At 70.2% G+C, this 20694-nt stretch carries 19 protein-coding genes; 6 read left to right on the plus strand and 13 right to left on the minus strand.

What is annotated here, in order from left to right; genetic code table 11:
- Nucleotides 1–86: 86 nt before the first annotated feature.
- The 4 genes from infB to G6R20_RS06410 all read right to left on the minus strand — a co-directional run bounded on the left by infB (nucleotide 87) and on the right by G6R20_RS06410 (nucleotide 5067).
- Nucleotides 87–2930: a translation initiation factor IF-2 gene (gene infB / locus G6R20_RS06395; protein WP_163375867.1), complete on the minus strand. Its 2844-nt coding sequence runs from the start codon at nucleotides 2928–2930 to the stop codon at nucleotides 87–89.
- Between the two features lie 69 nt (nucleotides 2931–2999).
- Nucleotides 3000–3398: a YlxR family protein gene (locus tag G6R20_RS06400; protein ID WP_163375868.1), complete on the minus strand. Its 399-nt coding sequence runs from the start codon at nucleotides 3396–3398 to the stop codon at nucleotides 3000–3002.
- Nucleotides 3399–3538: 140 nt separating this feature from the next.
- Nucleotides 3539–4525, minus strand: coding sequence for a transcription termination factor NusA (gene nusA / locus G6R20_RS06405; protein WP_163375869.1), 987 nt, complete (start codon nucleotides 4523–4525; stop codon nucleotides 3539–3541).
- Nucleotides 4522–5067, minus strand: a complete 546-nt coding sequence (locus G6R20_RS06410; protein WP_163375870.1) for a ribosome maturation protein RimP — start codon at nucleotides 5065–5067, stop codon at nucleotides 4522–4524. Before G6R20_RS06410 ends, nusA begins: the two co-directional genes overlap by 4 nt.
- Nucleotides 5068–5173: 106 nt before the next feature.
- Between G6R20_RS06410 and G6R20_RS06415 the strand changes: the two genes are divergently transcribed.
- On the plus strand, nucleotides 5174–5641 hold the full coding sequence (locus tag G6R20_RS06415) for a hypothetical protein (protein ID WP_163375871.1): 468 nt from the start codon (nucleotides 5174–5176) through the stop codon (nucleotides 5639–5641).
- Complete coding sequence (locus G6R20_RS06420) at nucleotides 5638–6042, plus strand: DUF4439 domain-containing protein (RefSeq protein WP_163375872.1); 405 nt, start codon at nucleotides 5638–5640, stop codon at nucleotides 6040–6042. Before G6R20_RS06415 ends, G6R20_RS06420 begins: the two co-directional genes overlap by 4 nt.
- 3 nt (nucleotides 6043–6045) lie before the next feature.
- On the opposite strand, the gene G6R20_RS06425 is transcribed toward G6R20_RS06420, so the two are convergent.
- A complete protein-coding gene (locus G6R20_RS06425) occupies nucleotides 6046–7800 on the minus strand; it encodes a proline--tRNA ligase (protein ID WP_163375873.1) in 1755 nt (584 codons plus the stop codon).
- An 81-nt stretch (nucleotides 7801–7881) separates the two neighbouring features.
- Between G6R20_RS06425 and G6R20_RS06430 the strand changes: the two genes are divergently transcribed.
- Together G6R20_RS06430 and G6R20_RS06435 are read left to right on the plus strand one after the other, a co-directional pair.
- Nucleotides 7882–8631: a peroxide stress protein YaaA gene (locus G6R20_RS06430; protein WP_163375874.1), complete on the plus strand. Its 750-nt coding sequence runs from the start codon at nucleotides 7882–7884 to the stop codon at nucleotides 8629–8631.
- Entirely contained in the window at nucleotides 8628–9656 is a 1029-nt protein-coding gene (locus tag G6R20_RS06435) for a hypothetical protein (RefSeq protein ID WP_163375875.1), read from the plus strand. Before G6R20_RS06430 ends, G6R20_RS06435 begins: the two co-directional genes overlap by 4 nt.
- A gap of 33 nt (nucleotides 9657–9689) precedes the next feature.
- Here the strand turns inward: G6R20_RS06435 and cobA are convergent, their stop codons facing one another.
- Nucleotides 9690–10928, minus strand: coding sequence for a uroporphyrinogen-III C-methyltransferase (cobA, locus tag G6R20_RS06440; RefSeq protein WP_163375876.1), 1239 nt, complete (start codon nucleotides 10926–10928; stop codon nucleotides 9690–9692).
- 135 nt (nucleotides 10929–11063) lie between these two features.
- Nucleotides 11064–12560: a malate dehydrogenase (quinone) gene (gene mqo / locus G6R20_RS06445; RefSeq protein WP_163375877.1), complete on the minus strand. Its 1497-nt coding sequence runs from the start codon at nucleotides 12558–12560 to the stop codon at nucleotides 11064–11066.
- 133 nt (nucleotides 12561–12693) lie between these two features.
- On the opposite strand from mqo, the gene G6R20_RS06450 reads away from it, so the two are divergent.
- Together G6R20_RS06450 and mtr are read left to right on the plus strand one after the other, a co-directional pair.
- The gene (locus G6R20_RS06450; RefSeq protein WP_240341302.1) at nucleotides 12694–13731 is read left to right on the plus strand and encodes an alpha/beta hydrolase; all 1038 of its coding nucleotides are present in this window, start codon (nucleotides 12694–12696) and stop codon (nucleotides 13729–13731) included.
- A 5-nt stretch (nucleotides 13732–13736) separates the two neighbouring features.
- On the plus strand, nucleotides 13737–15137 hold the full coding sequence (mtr, locus tag G6R20_RS06455) for a mycothione reductase (protein WP_119192734.1): 1401 nt from the start codon (nucleotides 13737–13739) through the stop codon (nucleotides 15135–15137).
- Nucleotides 15138–15238: 101 nt separating this feature from the next.
- Here mtr and G6R20_RS06460 read toward each other — a convergent pair whose 3' ends face one another.
- The 6 genes from G6R20_RS06460 to ispG form a co-directional block, all read right to left on the minus strand.
- On the minus strand, nucleotides 15239–16717 hold the full coding sequence (locus tag G6R20_RS06460; RefSeq protein ID WP_119192735.1) for an NAD(P)/FAD-dependent oxidoreductase: 1479 nt from the start codon (nucleotides 16715–16717) through the stop codon (nucleotides 15239–15241).
- A 105-nt stretch (nucleotides 16718–16822) separates the two neighbouring features.
- On the minus strand, nucleotides 16823–17698 hold the full coding sequence (map, locus tag G6R20_RS06465; RefSeq protein ID WP_163375878.1) for a type I methionyl aminopeptidase: 876 nt from the start codon (nucleotides 17696–17698) through the stop codon (nucleotides 16823–16825).
- Nucleotides 17699–17744: 46 nt separating this feature from the next.
- Entirely contained in the window at nucleotides 17745–17930 is a 186-nt protein-coding gene (locus tag G6R20_RS06470) for a hypothetical protein (RefSeq protein ID WP_163375879.1), read from the minus strand.
- Complete coding sequence (locus G6R20_RS06475) at nucleotides 17930–18415, minus strand: hypothetical protein (RefSeq protein WP_240341303.1); 486 nt, start codon at nucleotides 18413–18415, stop codon at nucleotides 17930–17932. The genes G6R20_RS06470 and G6R20_RS06475 overlap by 1 nt, the downstream gene beginning before the upstream one ends.
- 172 nt (nucleotides 18416–18587) lie before the next feature.
- Nucleotides 18588–19442: a GNAT family N-acetyltransferase gene (locus G6R20_RS06480; RefSeq protein ID WP_163375880.1), complete on the minus strand. Its 855-nt coding sequence runs from the start codon at nucleotides 19440–19442 to the stop codon at nucleotides 18588–18590.
- Nucleotides 19443–19445: 3 nt separating this feature from the next.
- Nucleotides 19446–20594, minus strand: coding sequence for a flavodoxin-dependent (E)-4-hydroxy-3-methylbut-2-enyl-diphosphate synthase (ispG, locus tag G6R20_RS06485; RefSeq protein ID WP_082923994.1), 1149 nt, complete (start codon nucleotides 20592–20594; stop codon nucleotides 19446–19448).
- Between the last annotated feature and the right edge of the window lie 100 nt (nucleotides 20595–20694).

A 20694-nucleotide genomic window follows, 5' to 3' on the forward strand; every position in this document is an offset into this window, starting at 1 on the left:
CGCTGGGCGGTCACGAGTTGACGAGCGCACCGCGGGGGCAGGTCCGTCTCCCACGGAACCCGCCCCCACGACAGTGCCCTGCGACGTCAGTCGCGGGGCTTCTCGACGAGCTCGTACGTCTCGATGATGTCACCGATCTTGATGTCGGAGTACGACACCGTCAGACCACACTCGAAGCCCTCGCGGACCTCGGTGACGTCGTCCTTCTCGCGACGCAGCGACGTGACGGACATCTCCTCCTGGACGACGTTGCCGTCGCGGATGAGGCGGGCCTTCGCGTTACGCCGCATGATGCCGTCGAGCACCATACAACCGGCGATCGTGCCGACCTTCGACGAACGGAACAGCTGGCGGATCTCCGCCTGACCGAGCTGCTTCTCCTCGTAGATCGGCTTGAGCATGCCCTTGAGCGCAGCCTCGATCTCGTCGATCGCCTGGTAGATGATCGAGTAGTAGCGGATGTCCACGCCCTCACGGTTGGCCATCTCGGTGGCCTTACCCTCAGCTCGGACGTTGAACCCGATGATCACCGCGTCGGACGCCGCCGCCAGGTTGACGTTCGTCTCGGTGACGGCACCGACACCGCGGTCGATGACGCGCAGCTGCACCTCGTCGTCGATCTCGATCCCCAGGAGGGCTTCTTCGAGGGCCTCGACCGTACCGGAGTTGTCACCCTTGATGACGAGGTTGAGCTGGCTCGTCTCCTTGAGATGCGAATCCAGGTCCTCGAGGCTGATCCGGCGACGGCTACGGGCGGCCATCGCGTTGCGCTTGCGCGCGTTACGACGGTCGGCGATCTGCCGTGCGGTCCGATCCTCCTCGACCACCATCAGGGTGTCACCGGCGCCACAGACGCTGGTCAGACCGATGACCTGGACCGGACGCGACGGTGTCGCCTCGGTGACGTCCTCGCCGTGCTCGTCGACCATGCGTCGGACGCGACCGTAGGCGTCGCCGGCGACGATCGAGTCGCCGACCCGCAGCGTGCCGCGCTGGATGAGCACTGTGGCCACAGGCCCACGACCGCGGTCGAGGTGCGCCTCGATCGCGACGCCCTGCGCGTCCATGTCCGGGTTCGCACGGAGGTCGAGAGACGCATCGGCGGTCAGGACGACGGCCTCGAGCAGCGAATCGATGTTCAGGTTCTGCTTGGCGGAGATGTCGACGAACATGGTGTCGCCACCGTACTCCTCCGGCACGAGGCCGTACTCGGTCATCTGGCCGCGGATCTTGTCGGGCTGCGCGCCCTCCTTGTCGATCTTGTTGACCGCCACCACGACCGGCACCTCTGCCGCCTGTGCGTGGTTGATCGCCTCGACCGTCTGCGGCATCACGCCGTCGTCCGCCGCCACCACGATGATCGCGATGTCGGTCGACTTGGCGCCGCGGGCACGCATGGCGGTGAACGCCTCGTGACCCGGGGTGTCGATGAAGGTGATCGTGCGCTCGACCCCGTCGACCGGCGCGGTGACCTGGTAGGCACCGATGTGCTGGGTGATGCCGCCGGCCTCACCCTCGCCGACCTTCGCCGACCGGATGCTGTCGAGCAGTCGGGTCTTGCCGTGGTCGACGTGACCCATGACGGTGACAACCGGGGGACGACGCTCGAGATCCTCTTCGCCGCCCTCGTCCTCGCCGAAGGACAGGTCGAAGGCCTCGAGCAGCTCGCGGTCCTCGTCCTCGGGGCTGACGATCTGGACCTTGTAGCCCATCTCCTCACCGAGGAGCTGGAGGGTCTCCGGGGTGACCGACTGCGTCGCCGTGACCATTTCACCCAGGTTGAACAGGGCCTGGACCAGCTGCGCGGGATTGACGTCGATCTTGTCCGCGAAATCGCTCAGCGAAGCACCCTGTGCCAGCCGCAGGACCTGCCCGCGACCGTCGGGAAGCCGGACGCCGCCGACCTCCGGGGCCCGCATCGAATCGTATTCCTGACGCTTCTGCCGCTTCGACTTGCGACCACGACGCGGGGCGCCACCGGGACGACCGAACGCGCCTGCGGCACCACCGCGGCCACGGTTGCCGCCGCCGGGACGACCGCGGAAACCGCCGCCGCCGGCTGCGGGTGCACCGCCACCACCACCGGGACGGAAACCACCACCACCCGGACGGCCACCTGGGCCACCCGGACGGCCGCGACCCGCCGCGGGACGCGCGACCTGACCCGGCATCTGACCGGGGCTGGGACGCGCCGGCATGTTGCCGGGGTTGGGACGGGGACCGCCCTGACCCGGTGCCCCCGACCGCTGCGGGGGACGGGGCCCACCCTGACCGGGTGCGCCCGGACGGGCGCCTCCGGGACGGGGCCCACCCTGGCCGGGTGCCGGGCGGGGACCGCCCTGCGGACGCGGCGCGGGCGTGGTGCCGCTGGAGTACGGGTTGTTCCCGACGCGAGGCGCCTTGGGGCCGGGCTTCGGCCCCGACGCGCGCGGCCCGGGAGCCGGGCGGGATGCTGCGGCGGCCGCGCCGGGGGTCGCCCCCGGGCTCGGACGCTGGGAACCGGGCTTGGCGCCCGGGGTCGGACCCGACTCCGGCTTGGCAGCCGGCGCGGGGGCCGCGGGGGCCGCGGGCTTGGCACCCGGGGTCGGCTTGGGAGCCGGCGCGGGGGCCGCGGGCTTCGCGCCCGGTGTGGGTCCGGCCGCGGGCTTGGGAGCCGCGGAGCGCGGGTCCCCGCCCGGGCGGGGACCCGGCGCCGGCTTGGAGGGTGCACCCGGCTTGGGCGCAGCGCCTCCTGCGGACGTGGACGGGGCCGGAGCGGAGTCGCCGCCTGCCGGTGCATGTGCCTCGCGCAGGCGCCGGACGACCGGGGCCTCCAACGTCGAGGAAGCGGATTTGACGAACTCTCCCTGATCGCGGAGTTTCGTCAGAAGTTCTTTACTGGTGATACCGAACTCTTTTGCCAGCTCGTGTACCCGGGGCTTGCCTGCCACTGCTCTCCTCACTGCGAGGTCTCCACGGCAGGGCTGGCCGCGCGACCTCGGTCTACATTCGATGGACGTTCATCGCTGGAGCTTCACGGTGTGCTCATCGTGTCTGGTCCGTTCCTTCTCTTGTGCTCCCCCTGCCGAACCGAGCGGTCGGCGGGTGGTGTCGCGCCCGAGGCGTAGTGCCTCGAGTACCTCCGTGATCGCGTCCTGGGACACGTTCCCGGCGATCCGCAGGGCCCTGGTGAAGGCCTTGCGGTCGAGCGCTGTCGTGATGCAGCGCGGTTCGCGATGCACCCAGGCCCCTCGTCCGACCGCCCGTCGGCGCGGATCGGGCGAGAGCGCGGCCGTCTCCGGATCGTGAACGATCCGCAGCAGTCGGGAATCGGAGTCCCGACCCCGGCAACCGACACAGGTCCTGATCGGACCAGCGGCCTCGGCGGTACCGAACCGCTGGTCCTCGCGTCCCTGCATCCGGCCACCTCGGTCTCTCGCCGCCCGGCCCGAGTGGACGGGTGGACGTGAAGTCACTGTGACAACTGATCAGTCTACAGACAATGCCGTGTCGACACTAACGGCGCGCCCGACCGCGTGGCGGCGGGCGGCGCAGCGCGTCACTCCGCGTCGCTGTGGATGTCGATCCGCCACTGGGTCAGGCGGTGTGCCAGACGTGCGTTCTGGCCTTCCTTCCCGATCGCCAGGGACAGCTGGTAGTCGGGGACGACGACGCGGGCCGCCCTGTTGGTGGCATCGGCGACGGTGACAGAGATCACCTTCGCCGGGGACAGGGCGTTGCCGACGAACACCGTCGGGTCGTCGTCGTAGTCGACGATGTCGATCTTCTCGTCGTTGAGTTCGGCCATGACCGCGCGCACACGGGCCCCGTTCGGCCCGATACAGGCGCCCTTCGCGTTGAGTCCCGAGACGGAGGATTCCACCGCGATCTTCGTCCGGTGGCCGGCCTCACGGGCGATCGCCGCGATCCGCACCGAGCCGTCGTCGATCTCCGGGACCTCGAGCGCGAACAGTCCCCGGACCAGGTCCGGGTGGGTGCGGGAGAGCGAGACGGAGGCGCCGTGGGGTCCCTTGTGCACCCCGATCACGTGGCACTTGATGCGCTCCCCGTGCGTGTAGCTCTCGCCCGGTACCTGCTCGGCCGGGGCGATGGTCCCCTCGGTGCCCCCGTTCTCGGGTCCGATGTGCACGACCACCATCCCGCGGGCGTTGGCGCGGGAGTCGGACTGGATGACGCCACTGACCACCTCGCCCTCTCTCGTGACGAGATCACCGTAGATGCGGTCGGTCTCGGCTTCGCGCAGACGCTGGAGGATGATCTGCCGGGCCGTCGCCGCGGCCACCCGCCCGAAGTCCGAGGGGGTCGCGTCGAACTCCCCGATGCGGTTGCCGTCCTCGTCCACCTCGGCGGCCATGACGGCGACCGTGCCCGCTTTGCGGTCCAGCGCGATCCGGGCCACCCGATGCGAGCCCTCGGTTCGCTTGTAGGCGGTGAGCAGGGCGTTTTCGAGAGTCTGCACGAGGTCGTCCAGCGGGATCTCGCGCTCTCGGGACAGCATGTTCAGCGCTGCCATGTCGATGTTCAACGGTTTTCTCCTTCTCGCACGCCGTGCCCGGGGTTCTCCGGTTCGGACAACAGGTCCAGCTCCTGCTGTGGAGCTGGCCGGAACTCGACCCGGATCACGGCGCGGGCCACCTGATCCAACGCTACCGAGTCCACTCTCGTTCCCCGGCCCGCCCTCGACACGATGCGGACGGTCCCCGAGTCCTCGTCGAGGTCTCCGATCCGCCCGCGGGTCGGTCCCTCGGCTCCGTCGATGTAGAGCAGGTCGACCTGGCGTCCTCGGGCACGGAGCCAGTGCCGGGGGTGCTCCAGCGGCGCGTCGACGCCCCTGCTGGTGACCTCCAGCGTGACCGGCTGGCCCGCCCCTCCCCACTGCTCGGCGAGGGGGTCGAGATCGACGGACAGTTCGGCGAGATCGTCGAGGGCGACGCCGGAGTCCCCGTCCACGACGATCGTCACGTGCCACGTGGACGAACGGGTGTCCTCCCGGATGTCCTCCAGGTCGAGGCTGCGGTCCGAGACCGCCTTGCGTATATGGGCCCGGTCGGGCTCGGGGACGATCACTGTGCTCCTGGACTGCGGGCTGGCGGATCCCGTTCCGGGACGCGGACGGGCCGCATCACTGTACCGCCTCGCCGCCCCCTTCTCCGACCCCTGGCAGGATGTCGGAGTGCACCCTTCCGCCCCCGTCGTCCTCTCGCGCCGTCAGTTCGCCGTCGCGGCCGCCGGCGTCGCCGGGCTCGCCGTCGCCGGTGGCTGTGCCCTGCCCACGGTCACCGACCGTCCCGATCCCCTGCTCGGCCTGCTCGAGGCCGCCGAACGAGACGCACGCGAACTCGCGGCCGCGGACGCCTCCCACGGCGACCGGGTGGACGCCCTGCGACGGATCGCCGACGTGCGGAGGGTCCATGCGGAACGGCTCACCGCGATCGTGGAAGGCCCGGAGGACGACGCCACACCGACACCTGTGCCGTCGGCCCCGCCGGTGTGCCCACCCGCCGACGAGGTGCGCTCTCGCCTCCGTGCGGACGCGGCCGACGCCGCCGGTGTGGCCGCGGCGACCGAGGGGGCAGAGGCGGAGATCGCCGGCGCGGTCTCGGCGGCGTGCACCGCAGCGGTCGAGGTGGAGCTCGCGTGAGCGCCCCGGTCGGATTGGCCGCCGAGGACGCGGCGGTCTACGGGTACGGACTCGTCCTCGCCCGGGCGGACGGGTCCATCCGAGCAGCTGTCAGGCGTGAACTCGCGGCTCATCGAGCCCGTCGGGACGCGGCCGAATTGCTGTGGCCGGAATCGCCCCCCGCGCCGGTCGGCTACGTCCCCGATCCGGAGGCCCCCGGCGCCCCCGTCCTTCTGGCGATCCGGATCGAATCGGACTGTTGCGAGGCCTGGCGCGTCGAACTCGGCCTCGCCCGGACGCCGGAGACCCGGCGTTTCTGCGTGGACGCCCTCACCGCGGCGGCGGTGCAACTGGCACGGTGGAGGACCCTGGTCCCGGGAGCGCCGTTCGAGGCGCTGCCCGGGTTCCCGCCGCCGGCCTGAGGCTCAGGGGCGGCCGGGGCCGATCAACCGGACGATCTCCTCCGCGGCACCGTCCACCGGCACCTGGGTCACCTCACCGGTGGCGCGCTCGCGCAGCTCGACTGTTCCCTCGGACCAGCCGCGACCCACCACGACCACCCACGGCACACCGATCAGCTCGGCATCCTTGAACTTCACACCGGGCGAGGCCTTGCGGTCGTCGAAGAGCACTTCGAGTCGGGCGCGGTCGAAGGCCTCCACCAGGGTCGCGGCACCGGAGATCGCGGCATCGTCCTTGTTGGCGATCACCACGTGGACGTCCGCGGGAGCGGCCTCGGCGGGCCAGACCAGACCCTTGTCGTCGGCGAACTGCTCCGCGAGTACCGCCACGAGACGCGATACCCCGATGCCGTACGACCCCATGGTCACCCTCGCGGGCTTGCCGTTCTCGCCCAGCACGTCGAACTTGAAGGCGTCGGTGTACTTCCGGCCCAGCTGGAAGATGTGGCCGATCTCGATCCCGCGCGCCAGGGTCAGGGTGCCGTGCCCGTCCGGTGCCGGGTCGCCCTCCCTCACCTCGGCGACCTCGATGGTGCCGTCCGGGGTGAAGTCACGGCCGCACACCAGGTCCACCACGTGCTTGCCGGGCTCGTCGGCTCCGGTGATCCACGCCGTGCCGTCGACCACCCGCGGGTCGACCAGGTAGCGGACCTCGTTCTCCTGCAGCGCGCGCGGGCCGATGTACCCCTTGACGAGGAACGGGTTGGCCTTGAAATCGGCCTCGTCGAGGAGCTCGACCTCCGCCGGCTCGAGCGCGGCCTCGACCCGCTTCATGTCGACCTCACGGTCACCCGGTAGGCCCACGGCCAGCAACTCCCAGTCCTGACCGGGCTGACGCACCTTGAGCAACACGTTCTTGAGGGTGTCCGCGGCGGTCACCTCCCGGCCCAGGTCGGCGGAGTTCGCCCAGGCGACGAGCGCCTCGATGGTCGGCGCGTCCGGGGTGTCGTGCACGACCGCGCGCGGCGAACCCTCGATCGGGAGAGCGGGGGGTGCGGGGGTGATGACGGCCTCGACATTGGCCGCGTAGCTTCCGTCGGTGGAGCGGACGAACGTGTCCTCTCCCGCCGCGGAGACCGCGAGGAACTCCTCGGAGGCGGACCCCCCCATCGCACCGGAGGTGGCGGCACAGATGACGTACTCGATCCCGAGACGGTCGAAGATGCGTCGGTACGCCTCTCGGTGGGCCCGATAGGAGCGTTCGAGTCCGGCATCGTCGACGTCGAACGAGTACGAGTCCTTCATGACGAATTCGCGACCGCGCAGGATCCCGGCGCGGGGTCGCTCCTCGTCGCGGTACTTGGTCTGGATCTGGTACAGCGTGACGGGCAGGTCCTTGTACGAGGAGTACTCGCCCTGCACGGTGAGCGTGAAGAGCTCCTCGTGGGTGGGGCCGAGCATCATGTCGTTGCCCTTGCGGTCCTTCAGCCGGAACAACGCCGGGCCGTACTCGGTCCACCGTCCGGTGGTCTCGTACGGTTCCCGCGGCAGGAGTGCGGGCAGCGTGATCTCCTGCGCGCCGAAGGCGTTCATCTCCTCGCGCACCACCTGCTCGACTCTGCGGAGGGTGCGCAGACCCAGCGGCAGCCAGGAGTACACGCCGGGAGCGACGCGGCGGACGTACCCGGCGCGGACCAGCAGTTTGTGGCTGAGGACCTCGGCATCGGCCGGGTCATCGCGGAGCGTGCGCAGGAAAAGGCGGGACAGACGCGTGATCACGATGCACCAGCCTAGCCGCCCCTGCTCGCGGACCCACCGCCCGCCGTCGGGGCTACCGGTGGCCTCGGTACCCTGAGCCGGGTGCGTATCCTCCTGTCCCCTTCCGAGACCAAATCCGTCGGCGGGTCCGGGGAACCGCTCGACCTGGCCGCGCTCTCGCTCCCCGAGCTCGAGGAAACCCGCCGCACCGTCGCCGACTCCCTCGTCTCGCTGTGCTCTGGCGAGGCGGCGGCAGCTCGCGACGCGCTCGGGCTGAGTGAGAAACTCGGCCACGAGGTGACACTGAACGCCGACCTGTGGACCTCCCCCACCGCGTCGGCGCTGAGCCGCTACACCGGCGTCCTCTTCGACGCCCTCGACACCGCCTCGTTCACCGCGGCCACCCGGTCACGAGCGGAGTCGCGACTGTGGATCGGCTCGGCCCTCTTCGGACTGCTCGGTGCGACCGACCCCATTCCGCACTACCGCCTCTCTGCCGGGACGCAGTTGCCCGGACTGGGTACCCTGCGTTCGACCTGGAAGCCGGCACTCACCGCCGCCACCACGGGGTGGCGCGACGACCTCGTGGTGGACCTGCGCTCCGGCGGTTACCACCAGCTGGGGCCGGTCCCGGGGGCGATCACCGTCGACGTCGTCACCGACTACCCCGACGGCACCCGCAAGGTGGTCTCGCACTTCTCCAAGCATCACAAGGGTCTCCTCGCCCGGACGCTCGCCACGTCCCGGGCCGAGATGGGTGACGTAGCCGCGCTCCTCCGGGTAGCCCGTCGGGCCGGGCACACCCTCGAGCGCACCTCGGATACGGTTCTCACCATGGTCACGGAGCCGTGAGTTCGAGTCCCGATCCCGACGCCGTCCCCGCCACACCACGGGTCCTCCCCTCGCACGGTTCCCGCGCCGCCTGGCGGCTTCAGGAGGAGCCGGGGCTCGCCTCGTTGCTCCGTCTGTGCCTGTCCCCGGTCCAGTACTACGGGGCGTACCTCTTCGGTTCGTCCTCCGCCTTCCCGCCCGGACATCGGCGACACGATCAGGGCGTGGCCGCCGACCTCGACATCCCCGGCGAGCTGCGGGACGACCTCGAGGGGTGGATCGAGGAATGGGAGGAGAACTTCGTCCATCTCGGCGACCGCCCCGTCGACCAACCCGTGTGGCGCGAGGGCTTCGACGAGATGGTCTGGTTCGACCGCGGCCACGAGCTCGCCGACCAGCTCGAGGTGAGCCTGCCCGGAAGAGCGGTGTTCTGCACCGCCGAGCGGTATGTCCTGTGTGAGCTGGCCGCCGAGCAACTGGACTACGTCCACCCCCTGCGAGGCGAGTACGTGCGCACCGAGGGCTGGCGGACGCCGGGGAACGGACCCGACCCCGACCGCACGCCGACGATCCGACTCATGCCCGAGTACGGCGTCACGTGGGGACTGTGGGCGGGACGGCTCCCCTACTACCAGCCTCCCCGCCTCAGGGAAGGGTTCATGGACTTCGCCACGCCTCGCAGCCTCGGACTGACCCCTGGCCTGGAGAGCCGGATCCTGCGATGGAATGACGACTGGCGACGCGGATTCGTGGACTACGGGAGCAGCGTCGACGACAGCGGCGCCGCCCTCGGTTTCCTCGGCTACGGCTACGGCGTGCCCGTCTGGACCGACGGCGTCGATCCGGTCGGCTGGTACCGCGAGGGACTGGCGATCGCGCGCCGCCTGGCGGAGGAACTCCCCGGCGTCGAGGTCGAGCTGGTGGCTGTCCGCAACGTCTGTTCGGCGCGGCTGGTCATGCAGGACCACACCTCGCGCCTACGCGGTCAGGATCCGGCCACCTTCTCGGACGTCTTCCTGACCGAGCGGCGCCGAGTCGGTTCCTGACGGGGCGCGCACAACGCCCGGCGCCGGAACGGGTCAGCGGTGCCGCAGGTCCGTGGACAGCGCCTGCGGCAACCCGGCCACGTCGCCGACCACCACGATGGCCGGGGGCCTGACGTCGTGGGTCTCCAGCGTCTCGGTCAGGGTGCCGAGCGTGCAACGAAAGGTCGACTGCCCGTCGAGACTGCCGTCGACGATCACCGCGGAGGGGGTGTCCGACGAGCGGCCCCCCGCCATGAGCGTCTCGGCGATCGCCGGAGAGTTCCTGACTCCCATCAACACGACCAGGGTCCCGCGCATGCGCGCGAGGGCGTCCCAGTCGATGAGGGAGCCCGGGTGTCCGGGCGGGAGGTGCCCGGACACGACCGTCAGTTCATGTGTCATCCCGCGGTTGGTCACGGGAATCCCCGCGAGGGCCGGGACGGCGAGGGCGCTGGAGACGCCCGGCACGACCGTGCACGGCACTCCCGCCTCCGCGCACGCCTGCGCCTCCTCGTAGCCACGCCCGTAGAGGAACGGGTCCCCGCCCTTGAGGCGTACCACGAACTTGCCGGCGCGTGCCCGGTCCACCAGCACCTCGTTGATCGCGTCCTGTGCCATGGCCCGTCCGTAGGGGATCTTGGCCGCATCGACGATCTCGACGTCCGCCCGCAGCTCGGCCAGCGGGCGCTGGGGAGCGAGACGGTCGGCCACGACCACGTCGGCGCGGGCGAGCAGTCGACGTCCACGCACCGTCATGAGATCGTCGGCTCCCGGCCCGCCGCCGACCAACGCCACCGTGCCCCGGAGCGCCTCGTCGACCTCGGGTGCCTCCGCCCCCGCGTCGCTGAGCGCCCGCGCGACCACGTCCCGGGCCTCGGCGGTACGCGCGCGGTCGCCGGTGAGAACTGCGACGAGCATCTCGCCCCTGCGGACCACCGCCGGGGTCACCGCGGAACCCGACGTCACGGCGTCAGCCCGGACGCAGAAGGTGCGGTTCTGCTCGGCCTCGGCCGCGACCCGGGCGTTGACCAGGGAGTTCCGCGTCGCGGCGACCACGTACCACGCATTCTCGAGATCGCCTGATTCGTACTCTCGTGGCTCCCACCAGATTCGTCCGGCGTCCACGAGTCCCTGAAGCGTGGGCGTGACGTCGGGGCTCACGAGGTGCACTACCGCACCCGCCGCGAGCAGGACGGGGATGCGTCGTTGCGCAACGGACCCTCCGCCGATCACCACGACACGACGGCCTTCGAGGTCCAGACCGACGGGGTACGGGTTCACAGGCCGGATCATGGCGCTGATCCTATCCGCCCACGGCTTCGCCCCCGGCCTCGGCCCGCGGCCCGTGACACGACTCATCCCCCGGCCACCACGTCGGGTGAGCGGGGGATGAGGAATGGTGCGTGGTGGCGGATCAGCGTCGTTCCGTCAGGCCTTCTGGTCGAGCTTCAGCGTGCGGGTCGAGCGCTCGAACTGCTCGGTGAACAGCGACGGCTCCGCAGCGAGATCCCGGCCGAGCGAGGGGATCATCTCCTCGAGGGCGGGGGTCCACTCCGCGAACCGGCTCGGGAAGCAACGCTTGAGCACGTCGACCATGGCGTCAACGGCCGTGGACGCGCCCGGGGACGCACCGAGGAGGCCCGCGATGGACCCGTCCGCCGCGTTGACCACCGCGGTGCCGAACTCCAGGGTCCCGCCCCGCCCGTTGGGCTTGATCACCTGGACGCGCTGACCGGCGACGACCTTCTCCCACTCCCCGTCCCGGGCCGACGGCACGAAGTCGCGCAACGCGTCGACCCGGGCGCCGTGGTTCTTGGCGAGCTCCGTGATGAGGTACTTGACCAGGCTCATCTCGGTGAGGCCGATATTGGCCATGGGCAGCAGGTTCCCGGCCCGGATGCTCGACGGCAGGTCGAGGAAACTGCCCATCTTGAGGAACTTGGGGGTCCACCCGGCGAACGGCCCGAACAGCAGACCCTTCTTGCCGTCGATGACGCGGGTGTCCAGGTGCGGCACCGACATGGGCGGCGCGCCCACGGAGGCCTGGCTGTAGACCTTCGCCTGGTGCTGCTCGATGAGCTCGGGGTTGGTGCATCGCAGCCACTGGCCGCCCACGGGGAAGCCGCCGATGCCCTTGATCTCGGGGATGCCGGACTTCTGGAGCAGGTGCAGCGCACCGCCACCCGCGCCGACGAACACGAACTTGGCGTCGACGGTGCGTTCGTCACCGGTGTGCCGGTTGGCCACGGTCAGCCGCCAGCTGCCGTCACTGTTGCGCTCGAGGTCCTTGACCTGGTTCTGGTAGTGCACCTCGGTGCCCGTGCGGGTGAGGTACTTGATGAGCTGCCGGGTGAGCGCACCGAAGTTGACGTCGGTGCCGTTCGAGAAGTGGCTCAGGGCGAAGGGCTGCTCGGGCGAGCGACCGCGGGCCATGAGCGGAACGAGCCGCTCCAGCTCGGAGAAGTCGGTGGTGTGACCCATTCCCGGGAAGAGTGGGTGCCCGGCGAGCTTGTCGTAACGCTTCCGGAGGTAGTCCTGACCGTCCTTGCCCGCCACGAAGCTCATGTGCGGGACGGGGCGGATCCACTCGGTGGGGTCGCCGAGGATGGTGTTCTCGACCGCATAGGACCAGAACTGCCGGGAGACCTGGAACTTCTCGTTGACGCTGACGGCCTTGGTGATGTCGACGTCGCCGTCGGCGGTCTTGGGCGAGTAGTTGAGCTCGCAGAGGGCGGAATGCCCGGTGCCGGCGTTGTTCCAGGCGTCGGAGGATTCCAGTGCGGGCCCCTCGAGCCGTTCGAACACCTGGATGTCCCAGTCCGGTTGGAGCCGCCGCAGCAGGGCACCCAGAGTCGCGCTCATGGTGCCCGCGCCGATGAGCGCCACATCCGTCGTTCCGTGCTTTGCCACCTGGTCTGAAGTCACCGGCTACCCTCGCTCATTGGTCGTGGACCCGAATCTCTCGTCGACGCGGGTCGTCCCGACAGGCCCGCGCCCACAGGGTTGTCAGACTACTCACCGCGCCGGGCGTGGGACACACCGGACTAGGGTGGTCGTCGTGTCGACGCCCTCTCCAGATCCCGGCGCCCCCGACGGATCCGACCCGCAGTGGGCCCCGGATCTGCTGGGGCCGTCGTACACACGGCGCGACCTGCCTCTCGGTGCCGATCCCGACGGTGAGGGTGAGATCTCCGCGACCCTCGTCCGCCACGAGGACGCACCGACCGAGCCCACCGGCGTCGTCCTGGTCGTCCACGGCCTGTCGGACTACTTCTTCCACACCCATCTCGCCGAGTTCCTCGCGTCGAGCGGGTTCGCGACCTACGGGATCGACCTGCGCAAATGTGGCCGGTCCCGGAGGGAAGGTCTGACACCGCACTTCACCACTGACCTGGAGAGGTACGACGACGAGCTGGATCAGGCTCTCGACGTGATCGTCTCCGAGCACCCGGGAACGCCGGTCCTCGTGGCCGCCCACTCGACCGGGGGGCTGGTGGTGCCGTTGTGGCTGGGCAGGCGTCGCGACAGGGGCGCTCTCGCCCCCGTCGTGGGGGTGGTGCTGAACTCCCCGTGGTTCCAGCTCGACGTCCCGGAGCGCGCCCGCCCCGTGCTGGACCCCGTCATCCGCACGCTCGGATCCCTCCGGCCCTTCTACCGACTGCCGCTACCCACCTCGGACCGGTATGTGATCAGCACGCACGTCGACCACGACGGTGACTTCCACTTCGACACCACGCTCAAGCCCCCCGGCGGGGTGGGTGTGCGGGCGGGGTGGCTGGCCGCGGTCCGGCGCGCCCAGAAGCGGCTACAGTCCGGGGTCGACCTACCGCTCCCGGTTCTGTTGCTCCGCTCGACGGCGTCGTCGGTCGGGGCCCGCCCACGGGGCGCCGTGCTCGACGTGGACACCGATCTGATCCTGGACGTCCGGTCGATGGAGCGCTTCGCCGACCGTGTCTCCCGTGACGTCACCGACGTCCCCGTACCGGGTGCCCGGCACGACGTCTTCCTCTCCCGCGCCGACGTCCTCGAGGTGGTCTTCGACCATCTCGGGCGCTGGCTGGACCAGACCCTGTCCTCACACACCAAGGAGTCCTGAACCCCATGACCCAGACCCCCTCCCGCCACTTCGACCTGGTCGTCATCGGCACGGGCAGCGGCAACTCGCTGATCGACGAATCGTTCGCCGACAAGTCCGTGGTGATCTGCGAGAAGGGGACGTTCGGCGGCACCTGCCTCAACGTCGGCTGCATCCCCACCAAGATGTTCGTCTACGCCGCCGACACGGCCACCTCGATCCGGCACTCGTCCGCCTACGGTGTCGATTCGACGCTGGACGGGGTCCGTTGGCCGGACATCGTCTCGCGGGTCTTCGACCGGCGGATCGACCCGATCGCGTCGAGCGGGGAGGACTACCGGCGCAACCGTTGCGACAACGTCACGGTGTTCGACGGACACGCGACCTTCGTCGGCCCCCGCACCATCGACACGGGGACCGGCGAGATCATCACCGCGGACTCCGTCGTGATCGCTGCGGGGGCACGGCCGTCGATCCCCGAGATCGTCACCGGGGCCGGCATCGCGTACCACACCAGCGACGACGTCATGCGGATCCCCGAGTTGCCGAAATCCATGGTCATCCAGGGCTCAGGATTCATCGCCTGCGAGTTCGCGCACGTGTTCTCCGCGCTGGGCGTCGAGGTCACCGTGATCGGCCGGTCGGACGTACTGCTCAAGCACCTCGACCGCGAACTCGCCGAGCGGTTCACGGACGCCGCCCGGGGACGGTGGGACGTCCGCCTCGGCCAGCACGTCACCTCGATGACCGCGACCGGTGACGACTGCCGGGGCGTGGAGATCACGTTCGAGGACGGGTCGACCTGTGCAGGCGACGCGCTGCTGGTCGCCACGGGTCGGACCCCGAACGGGGACCTGCTCGGTTTGGACGCGGCGGGGGTGGAGATGGACGGCGAGCGGGTCCGCGTGGACGAGTTCGGCCGCACCACGGCGGAGGGCGTCTGGGCGCTGGGCGACGTGAGCTCGCCGTTCCAGCTCAAGCACGTGGCCAACCACGAGCAGCGGGTGTTGGGCCACAACCTCAACCACCCGGAGAACCTGCAGCCGTTCCACCACAGTCACGTGCCGTACGCGGTGTTCAGCTGGCCACAGATCGCGTCGGTCGGGCTGACGGAAGCAGAGGCCCGCGCGGCCGGGTACGACGTGACCGTGAAGACCCAGGACTACGGCGACGTGGCGTACGGATGGGCGATGGAGGACTCGGTCGGGTGCTGCAAGCTCATCGCCGACCGCGCCACCGGGTTGCTCCTGGGCGCCCACCTCATGGGCGCCCACGCCCCGTCTCTCGTGCAGATCCTCATCCAGGCCATGGAGTTCGAGATCACGGTGCCGGACCTCGCGCGCAAGCAGTACTGGATCCACCCGGCGATGGCCGAGGTCGTCGAGAACGCATTGCTGGGTCTGGACTTCCCGGACCGCGGCTTCTAGCTACCGGACGATGCCGGAAGGCAGACGACCGGGGGCGACGTCGGTGGGCCGACGATCGGGGGCGGGGCCGCGAGGCGCGTGACACCCGCTCCCCGCCGGCCTCAGGCGAGGACGAAGTCGTCCGGATCGACGGTGCGGACCTGCTCGCGGTACCGGAAGGTGAACGTCGGCCACTGCAGGGAATTACGTCCCCGCGAGTCGATGTACCAGCTCGAGCAGCCCCCCTGGTTCCACACCGTGTGCGCCAGTTCGCGGTCCATCCGGGCGGCGTAGGACTCCTCCACCTCCGGACGGACCTCGATGGTGCGTCGGGCCTCCCGCCCGGCGAGGTCGAGCAACCGCAGAACGTGATCAGCCTGGGACTCGAGCATGTACACGATCGACGAGTGCCCCAGGTTGGTGTTGGGGCCGTACAGCAGGAACAGGTTGGGGAACCCCGCCACGGTGATGCCGTTGTGCGCTCGCGGACTGCCATCCCAGTGCTCGGCGAGGGTGCGCCCGTCCGCGCCGGTGATCACGCGGGAGATGGGCGGCTCGGTCGGCTGGAAGCCCGTACCGAAGATGATGACGTCCGCCGGATGCTCCGTGCCGTCGTCGGCCACGAGCCCGCGCGGGGTGACAGCCGACGCCGCGCCGGACACCAGGGTCACATCGGACCGGCTGAGGGCGGGGAGCCACTGACTGGTGAGCAACACCCGTTTGCACCCGATCGAGAAGTCGGGGGTGAGCGCACGGCGCATCCCGCGGTCCCGCACCTTGAGGAAGAGGTAGAACCGTGCGAACCACTCGAAGAACCGCAAGAGGAACTGGGCTCGCGTGAACACCACGACGTAGAGCTCACGCCCCAGGTAGATACGACCCCGGACCAGCCGCTGTACCAACGGGAAGCGTCGGTAGAGCCGCTGACGGCGTCCGGAGATCGATCGGTCCAGCCTGGGCAGGATCCAGCCCGGGGTCCGCTGGAAGACCGTGACGTGCTCGGCGGGCCCGGCGATCTCGGGGACGAACTGGACCGCGGAGGCCCCCGTCCCGACGACGGCGACCCTCCGGCCCTCGAGCGCGATGTCGTGGCGCCACCTCGCGGAGTGGAACACCTGGCCCTCGAACGACTCCAGACCGGGTAGCCGGGGGATCGAGGGGGCGGACAGCGCCCCCGAGGCCACCACGAGATCGCGCGCCCGGATCCGCCCGCGGCTCGTGTCGACGACCCAGTGCGCCGACTCGGTGTCCCACACCGCCGCGGTCACCTCGCAGGAGGTGACGAGTCGGTCACGGAGACCGATGCGGTCCGTCACGGACTCGAGATAGGCCCGGATCTCTGGTTGCCTCCCGAACGAGTGGGACCACCCGGGGTGGGCGTGTCGGGACAGCGAGTAGAGAGCGGTGGGGACGTCGCAGGCGCACCCCGGGTAGGTGTTGTCGCGCCAGGTGCCCCCCACCGAGTCCGCGGCCTCCACGACGAGGAAGTCCCGGCCACGCCCCTCCCCCAACAGACGGTCGGCCATGGCGATGCCGCCGAAGCCGGCGCCCACCACCACCAGGTCGATCTGCTCCACGGGTCCGCGAGGGGTATCGATCATGGTGGACAGTATGCCCCGGATTGTCCACGACCGAGGGGCACATCAGGACGATCGTCCATACACTCTTCCCGACCGGCCGGGTGCGCCCGCTGGCACCGGACGCGCTCAGGAGCCGGACGGCAGGGTGAGGATCTCGTATCCGTCCTCGGTGACGACGACGGTGTGCTCGAACTGGGCGGTCCACGCCTTGTCCGCGGTGGTGACGGTCCAGTCGTCGTCCCAGACGTCGAAGCCCGGCCCGCCGAGGGAGATCATCGGTTCGACTGTCAACGTCATGCCCGGCTCGAGGACCTCGGTCCGGGACGGCTCGTCGTAGTGCAGCACGACCAGACCGTTGTGGAAGGTCGGGCCGACACCGTGGCCGGTGAACTCCCGCACGACCGTGTAGTCGAAACGCCGGGCATAGGATTCGATGACCCGCCCGATGACGTTGACCTCGCGACCGGGTCGGATGGCCTTGATCCCCCGGTTCATCGCCTCTTCCGTGCGCTCGACCAGGAGCCTGACCTCCTCGTTGACGTCCCCTGCCAGGAACGTCGCGTTGGTGTCACCGTGGACACCGTGAATGAACGCCGTGACGTCGACGTTGACGATGTCCCCGTCACGGATCACCGTGGTGTCGGGGATGCCGTGGCAGATCACCTCGTTGAGCGAGACACAGCTCGACTTGGGGAACGACTTGTACCCCAGGGTCGACGGGTAGGCCCCGTTGTCGCACAGGAACTCGTGTACGACCCGGTCGATCTCATCGGTCGTCACGCCGGGCTCGACCGCCTCGCCGGCGAGCACGAGGGCGTCCGCGGCCAGCCTGGAGGCCACGCGCATCACGTCGATGACCTCAGCCGGCTGTATCCACGGCTCCCCGTTGGCCTCGTCGACGCTGTCGCGCCAGACGTACTCCGGCCGGGGGATCGACTCGGGAACGGTCCGGATCGGGGTGGGTTCGCCTGGGACGAGAGGCTGACGGGTGGAGGTGGTCATGCCCCCAGGATAGGCCCGCCCGGCGCGACCGGTCGCCCCGGTCCGGTCACCAGATGACGAAGCACACGGAGGCGATGAGCACCATCGCCCCGAACAGGCACATCGTGATCACGTCCGCGGACGACTGGCCGGGTTCGCGGTTCTCGGGCGGGCCGGAATCGTCGGGCATCACCGGGCCGGTCTCGTCAGCCGCGGTGTCCACACCGGGGTCGGAGTCCTGTCGCGGATCCATCAGATCACCCCCAGACGGTGGAACTCGGAGACCATCGCCACGGCGAGGATCGCGAACACGACCGCCATGAAGCCGGTGTACATCCAGCGCTTGGCGTGGTCGGACGCCCAGAACCGGCGGACGCTGACCACACCGTTCACCACGGCGACCACACACAACGCGATACCGACGGGCGCCGCGACCCAGCCGGACAGGCTGAGCAGCGGCACGAGAATCGGGATCGCGAGGTAGGTGATGAGGCACCGAACGGCCGAGACCATCACCGAGATCCGGAACGCCCGGTGGGCGCCGGAGCCGGCCTCGCGGTCGACGCCCCGGACGCCGAGCAGACGCCGCATGGCCCGGTCGGCCGGCCGCAGCGAACGGAAGCCCGGGTCGACAGCCGCGTCCCGTACCGGGCCCGTCGTGGTCACCGGCGCCACCACCGTCGGCCCCGTCGCGGCCGCGGGCGCCCGGGTGACCGGTGCTGTCATCGGGGTACTCACACGGCCCTCCCCCGGAGGGAGCCGCCCACGGCGCGCACTGCCGCACTGTCTGTCATCGGTTTGAACCTTCCGGGGTCCGCGGTCTGACTGTGCTCCACTTTTCCACAGGCGCCGCCGATCCCGCAGTCGGCGGGCCGACGCCACCCCGCCCGGGGTGGCGCTGCGAGCCGACTCACAGCAGGACCGTCGCGTACTCGACGGAGTCGACCATGCCCACCCGCCGATAAGCGGCGCGGGCCGCGCCGTTCGACCCGTTCACCACCAGGGAAGGTCGGAGCCCCCGTGAGCGGAGGGCGGCGCACACCGCGGCGGTACCGCCGGACCCCAGCCCGGCGTCCCGCCGGTCGCGGTGGACCCATACGCCCTGGATCTGGGCGACCTCCGGGGAGATCGCGGCGACATCGGCCTTGAAGACCACCTCGCCGTCGTCGATCCCCACCCAGGTCCTCCCCCGCGCGAGGGACCGCGCCACGCGGCGACGGAACGGTATCCCGGAGCCCACGGCGAACGGGTCGGCGCGCAGTTCCTCGCGGTACATCGCCGCGGCGGCGGCGAGCACCGGTTCGAACTCCTCCAAGGTCGCGGGCCGGATCCCGTCCAGGACGAGCGCCGGATCGAGCGGGCCCTCGAGCGCCATGAGGAACTGGTGCGCCCGGTACTCCCGGGCCTCGCCCCAACGTCCACGCAGCGCCGGCCACATGCCGGCGACCAGGTCGCGCCGACCGTGCACCGACATGGGCCCGAGTCCCAGTCGGGCCACCGCGTCACCGAGAGCGCGCTGATCAGCGGGGTCCCCCCGGAGCGGCAACACCGAACTACCGATGAACACGAGCGACCGCTCGGGCCCACCCAGGGTGAGGAACCGTCCGTCCGCGCCGGCGGCCACACCCGACGAGGCGAACTTCTCCGCCGCCGGCGCGGACACCAACGGGTCGGCGGCGAGCACGTCGCCGAGCGCCCGCGACTCTCCCCGACCGACCGCCCGGCACCCGCCGAGCCCGGCCTCCGGGGCAGCCGTGTCGGTCACGGTCTATCGCGTGACCTTGACCTGGGGCCCCTGGCCCTCGGCGGCGTCTCCCACGGGCTCGCCCATCTCCTCGGCGATCCGCATGGCCTCCTCGATGAGGGTCTCCACTATCATCGCCTCCGGCACGGTCTTGATGACCTCGCCCTTGACGAAGATCTGGCCCTTGCCGTTTCCGGACGCGACACCCAGATCGGCCTCACGGGCCTCGCCGGGCCCGTTGACGACGCAGCCCATGACGGCCACCCGCAAAGGGACGCTCATCCCCTCGAGTCCGGCCGTGACCTCGTCGGCGAGCTTGTACACGTCCACCTGGGCGCGGCCACACGACGGGCACGAGACGATCTCGAGCTTGCGCGGACGCAGGTTCAGCGACTGCAGGATCTGCGTACCGACCTTGATCTCCTCCACCGGCGGGGCGGAGAGGGAGACCCGGATGGTGTCCCCGATCCCCTCGGAGAGCAGTGCACCGAACGCCACGGCCGACTTGATCGTGCCCTGGAACGCGGGCCCGGCCTCGGTCACGCCGAGGTGCAACGGGTAATCGGTCTGCGCGGCGAGCCGGCGGTAGGCCTCGACCATGATCACCGGGTCGTTGTGCTTGACCGAGATCTTGATGTCGCCGAAGCCGTGCTCCTCGAACAACGAGGCCTCCCACATCGCCGACTCGACGAGCGCCTCCGGGGTCGCCTTGCCGTACTTGGCCAAGAGGCGCGGGTCCAGCGACCCGGCGTTGACACCGATCCGGATGGGGATGCCCGCGTCACCGGCGGCCTTGGCGACCTCCTTGACGCGTCCGTCGAACTCCTTGATGTTGCCCGGGTTGACGCGCACCGCGGCACACCCGGCATCGATCGCCGCGAAGATGTACTTGGGCTGGAAGTGGATGTCCGCGATCACGGGGATCGGGGACTTGCGTGCGATGGTCTCCAGCGCGTCGGCGTCCTCCTGCCGGGGACACGCCACGCGGACGATGTCGCACCCGGACGCCGTGAGCTCGGCGATCTGCTGGAGGGTGGAGTTGACGTCGTGGGTCTTGGTGGTGGTCATGGACTGGACCGAGACCGGATGATCACTGCCCACGCCCACCTGGCCCACGAACAGCTGCCGGGTCGTGCGCCGGGGCGCGAGGACCGGCGGCGGGCCGTCGGGCATGCCCAGTCCCACTGGGATCGAGGATGAGTCGTTCACTTCAGGCCTTCCGTAGGGGCTGCCAGCCGGGTGCTCGCAGGTCCCGCATCCCATTATCCGGGTA

This window comes from Dietzia sp. Alg238-R159 (genome assembly GCF_900537145.1).
Classification (GTDB): Bacteria; Actinomycetota; Actinomycetes; order Mycobacteriales; family Mycobacteriaceae; genus Dietzia; species Dietzia kunjamensis.

Excerpts from the sequence above, each read along its gene's own strand:
- G6R20_RS06400 (WP_163375868.1), bottom strand. The coding sequence starts at position 3,398 with ATGCAGGGACGCGAGGACCAGCGGTTCGGTACCGCCGAGGCCGCTGGT.
- cobA (WP_163375876.1), bottom strand. The coding sequence starts at position 10,928 with ATGATCCGGCCTGTGAACCCGTACCCCGTCGGTCTGGACCTCGAAGGC.
- mtr (WP_119192734.1), top strand. The coding sequence starts at position 13,737 with ATGACCCAGACCCCCTCCCGCCACTTCGACCTGGTCGTCATCGGCACG.
- G6R20_RS06460 (WP_119192735.1), bottom strand. The coding sequence starts at position 16,717 with ATGATCGATACCCCTCGCGGACCCGTGGAGCAGATCGACCTGGTGGTG.
- map (WP_163375878.1), bottom strand. The coding sequence starts at position 17,698 with ATGACCACCTCCACCCGTCAGCCTCTCGTCCCAGGCGAACCCACCCCG.
- G6R20_RS06470 (WP_163375879.1), bottom strand. The coding sequence starts at position 17,930 with ATGGATCCGCGACAGGACTCCGACCCCGGTGTGGACACCGCGGCTGAC.
- ispG (WP_082923994.1), bottom strand. The coding sequence starts at position 20,594 with ATGCCCGACGGCCCGCCGCCGGTCCTCGCGCCCCGGCGCACGACCCGG.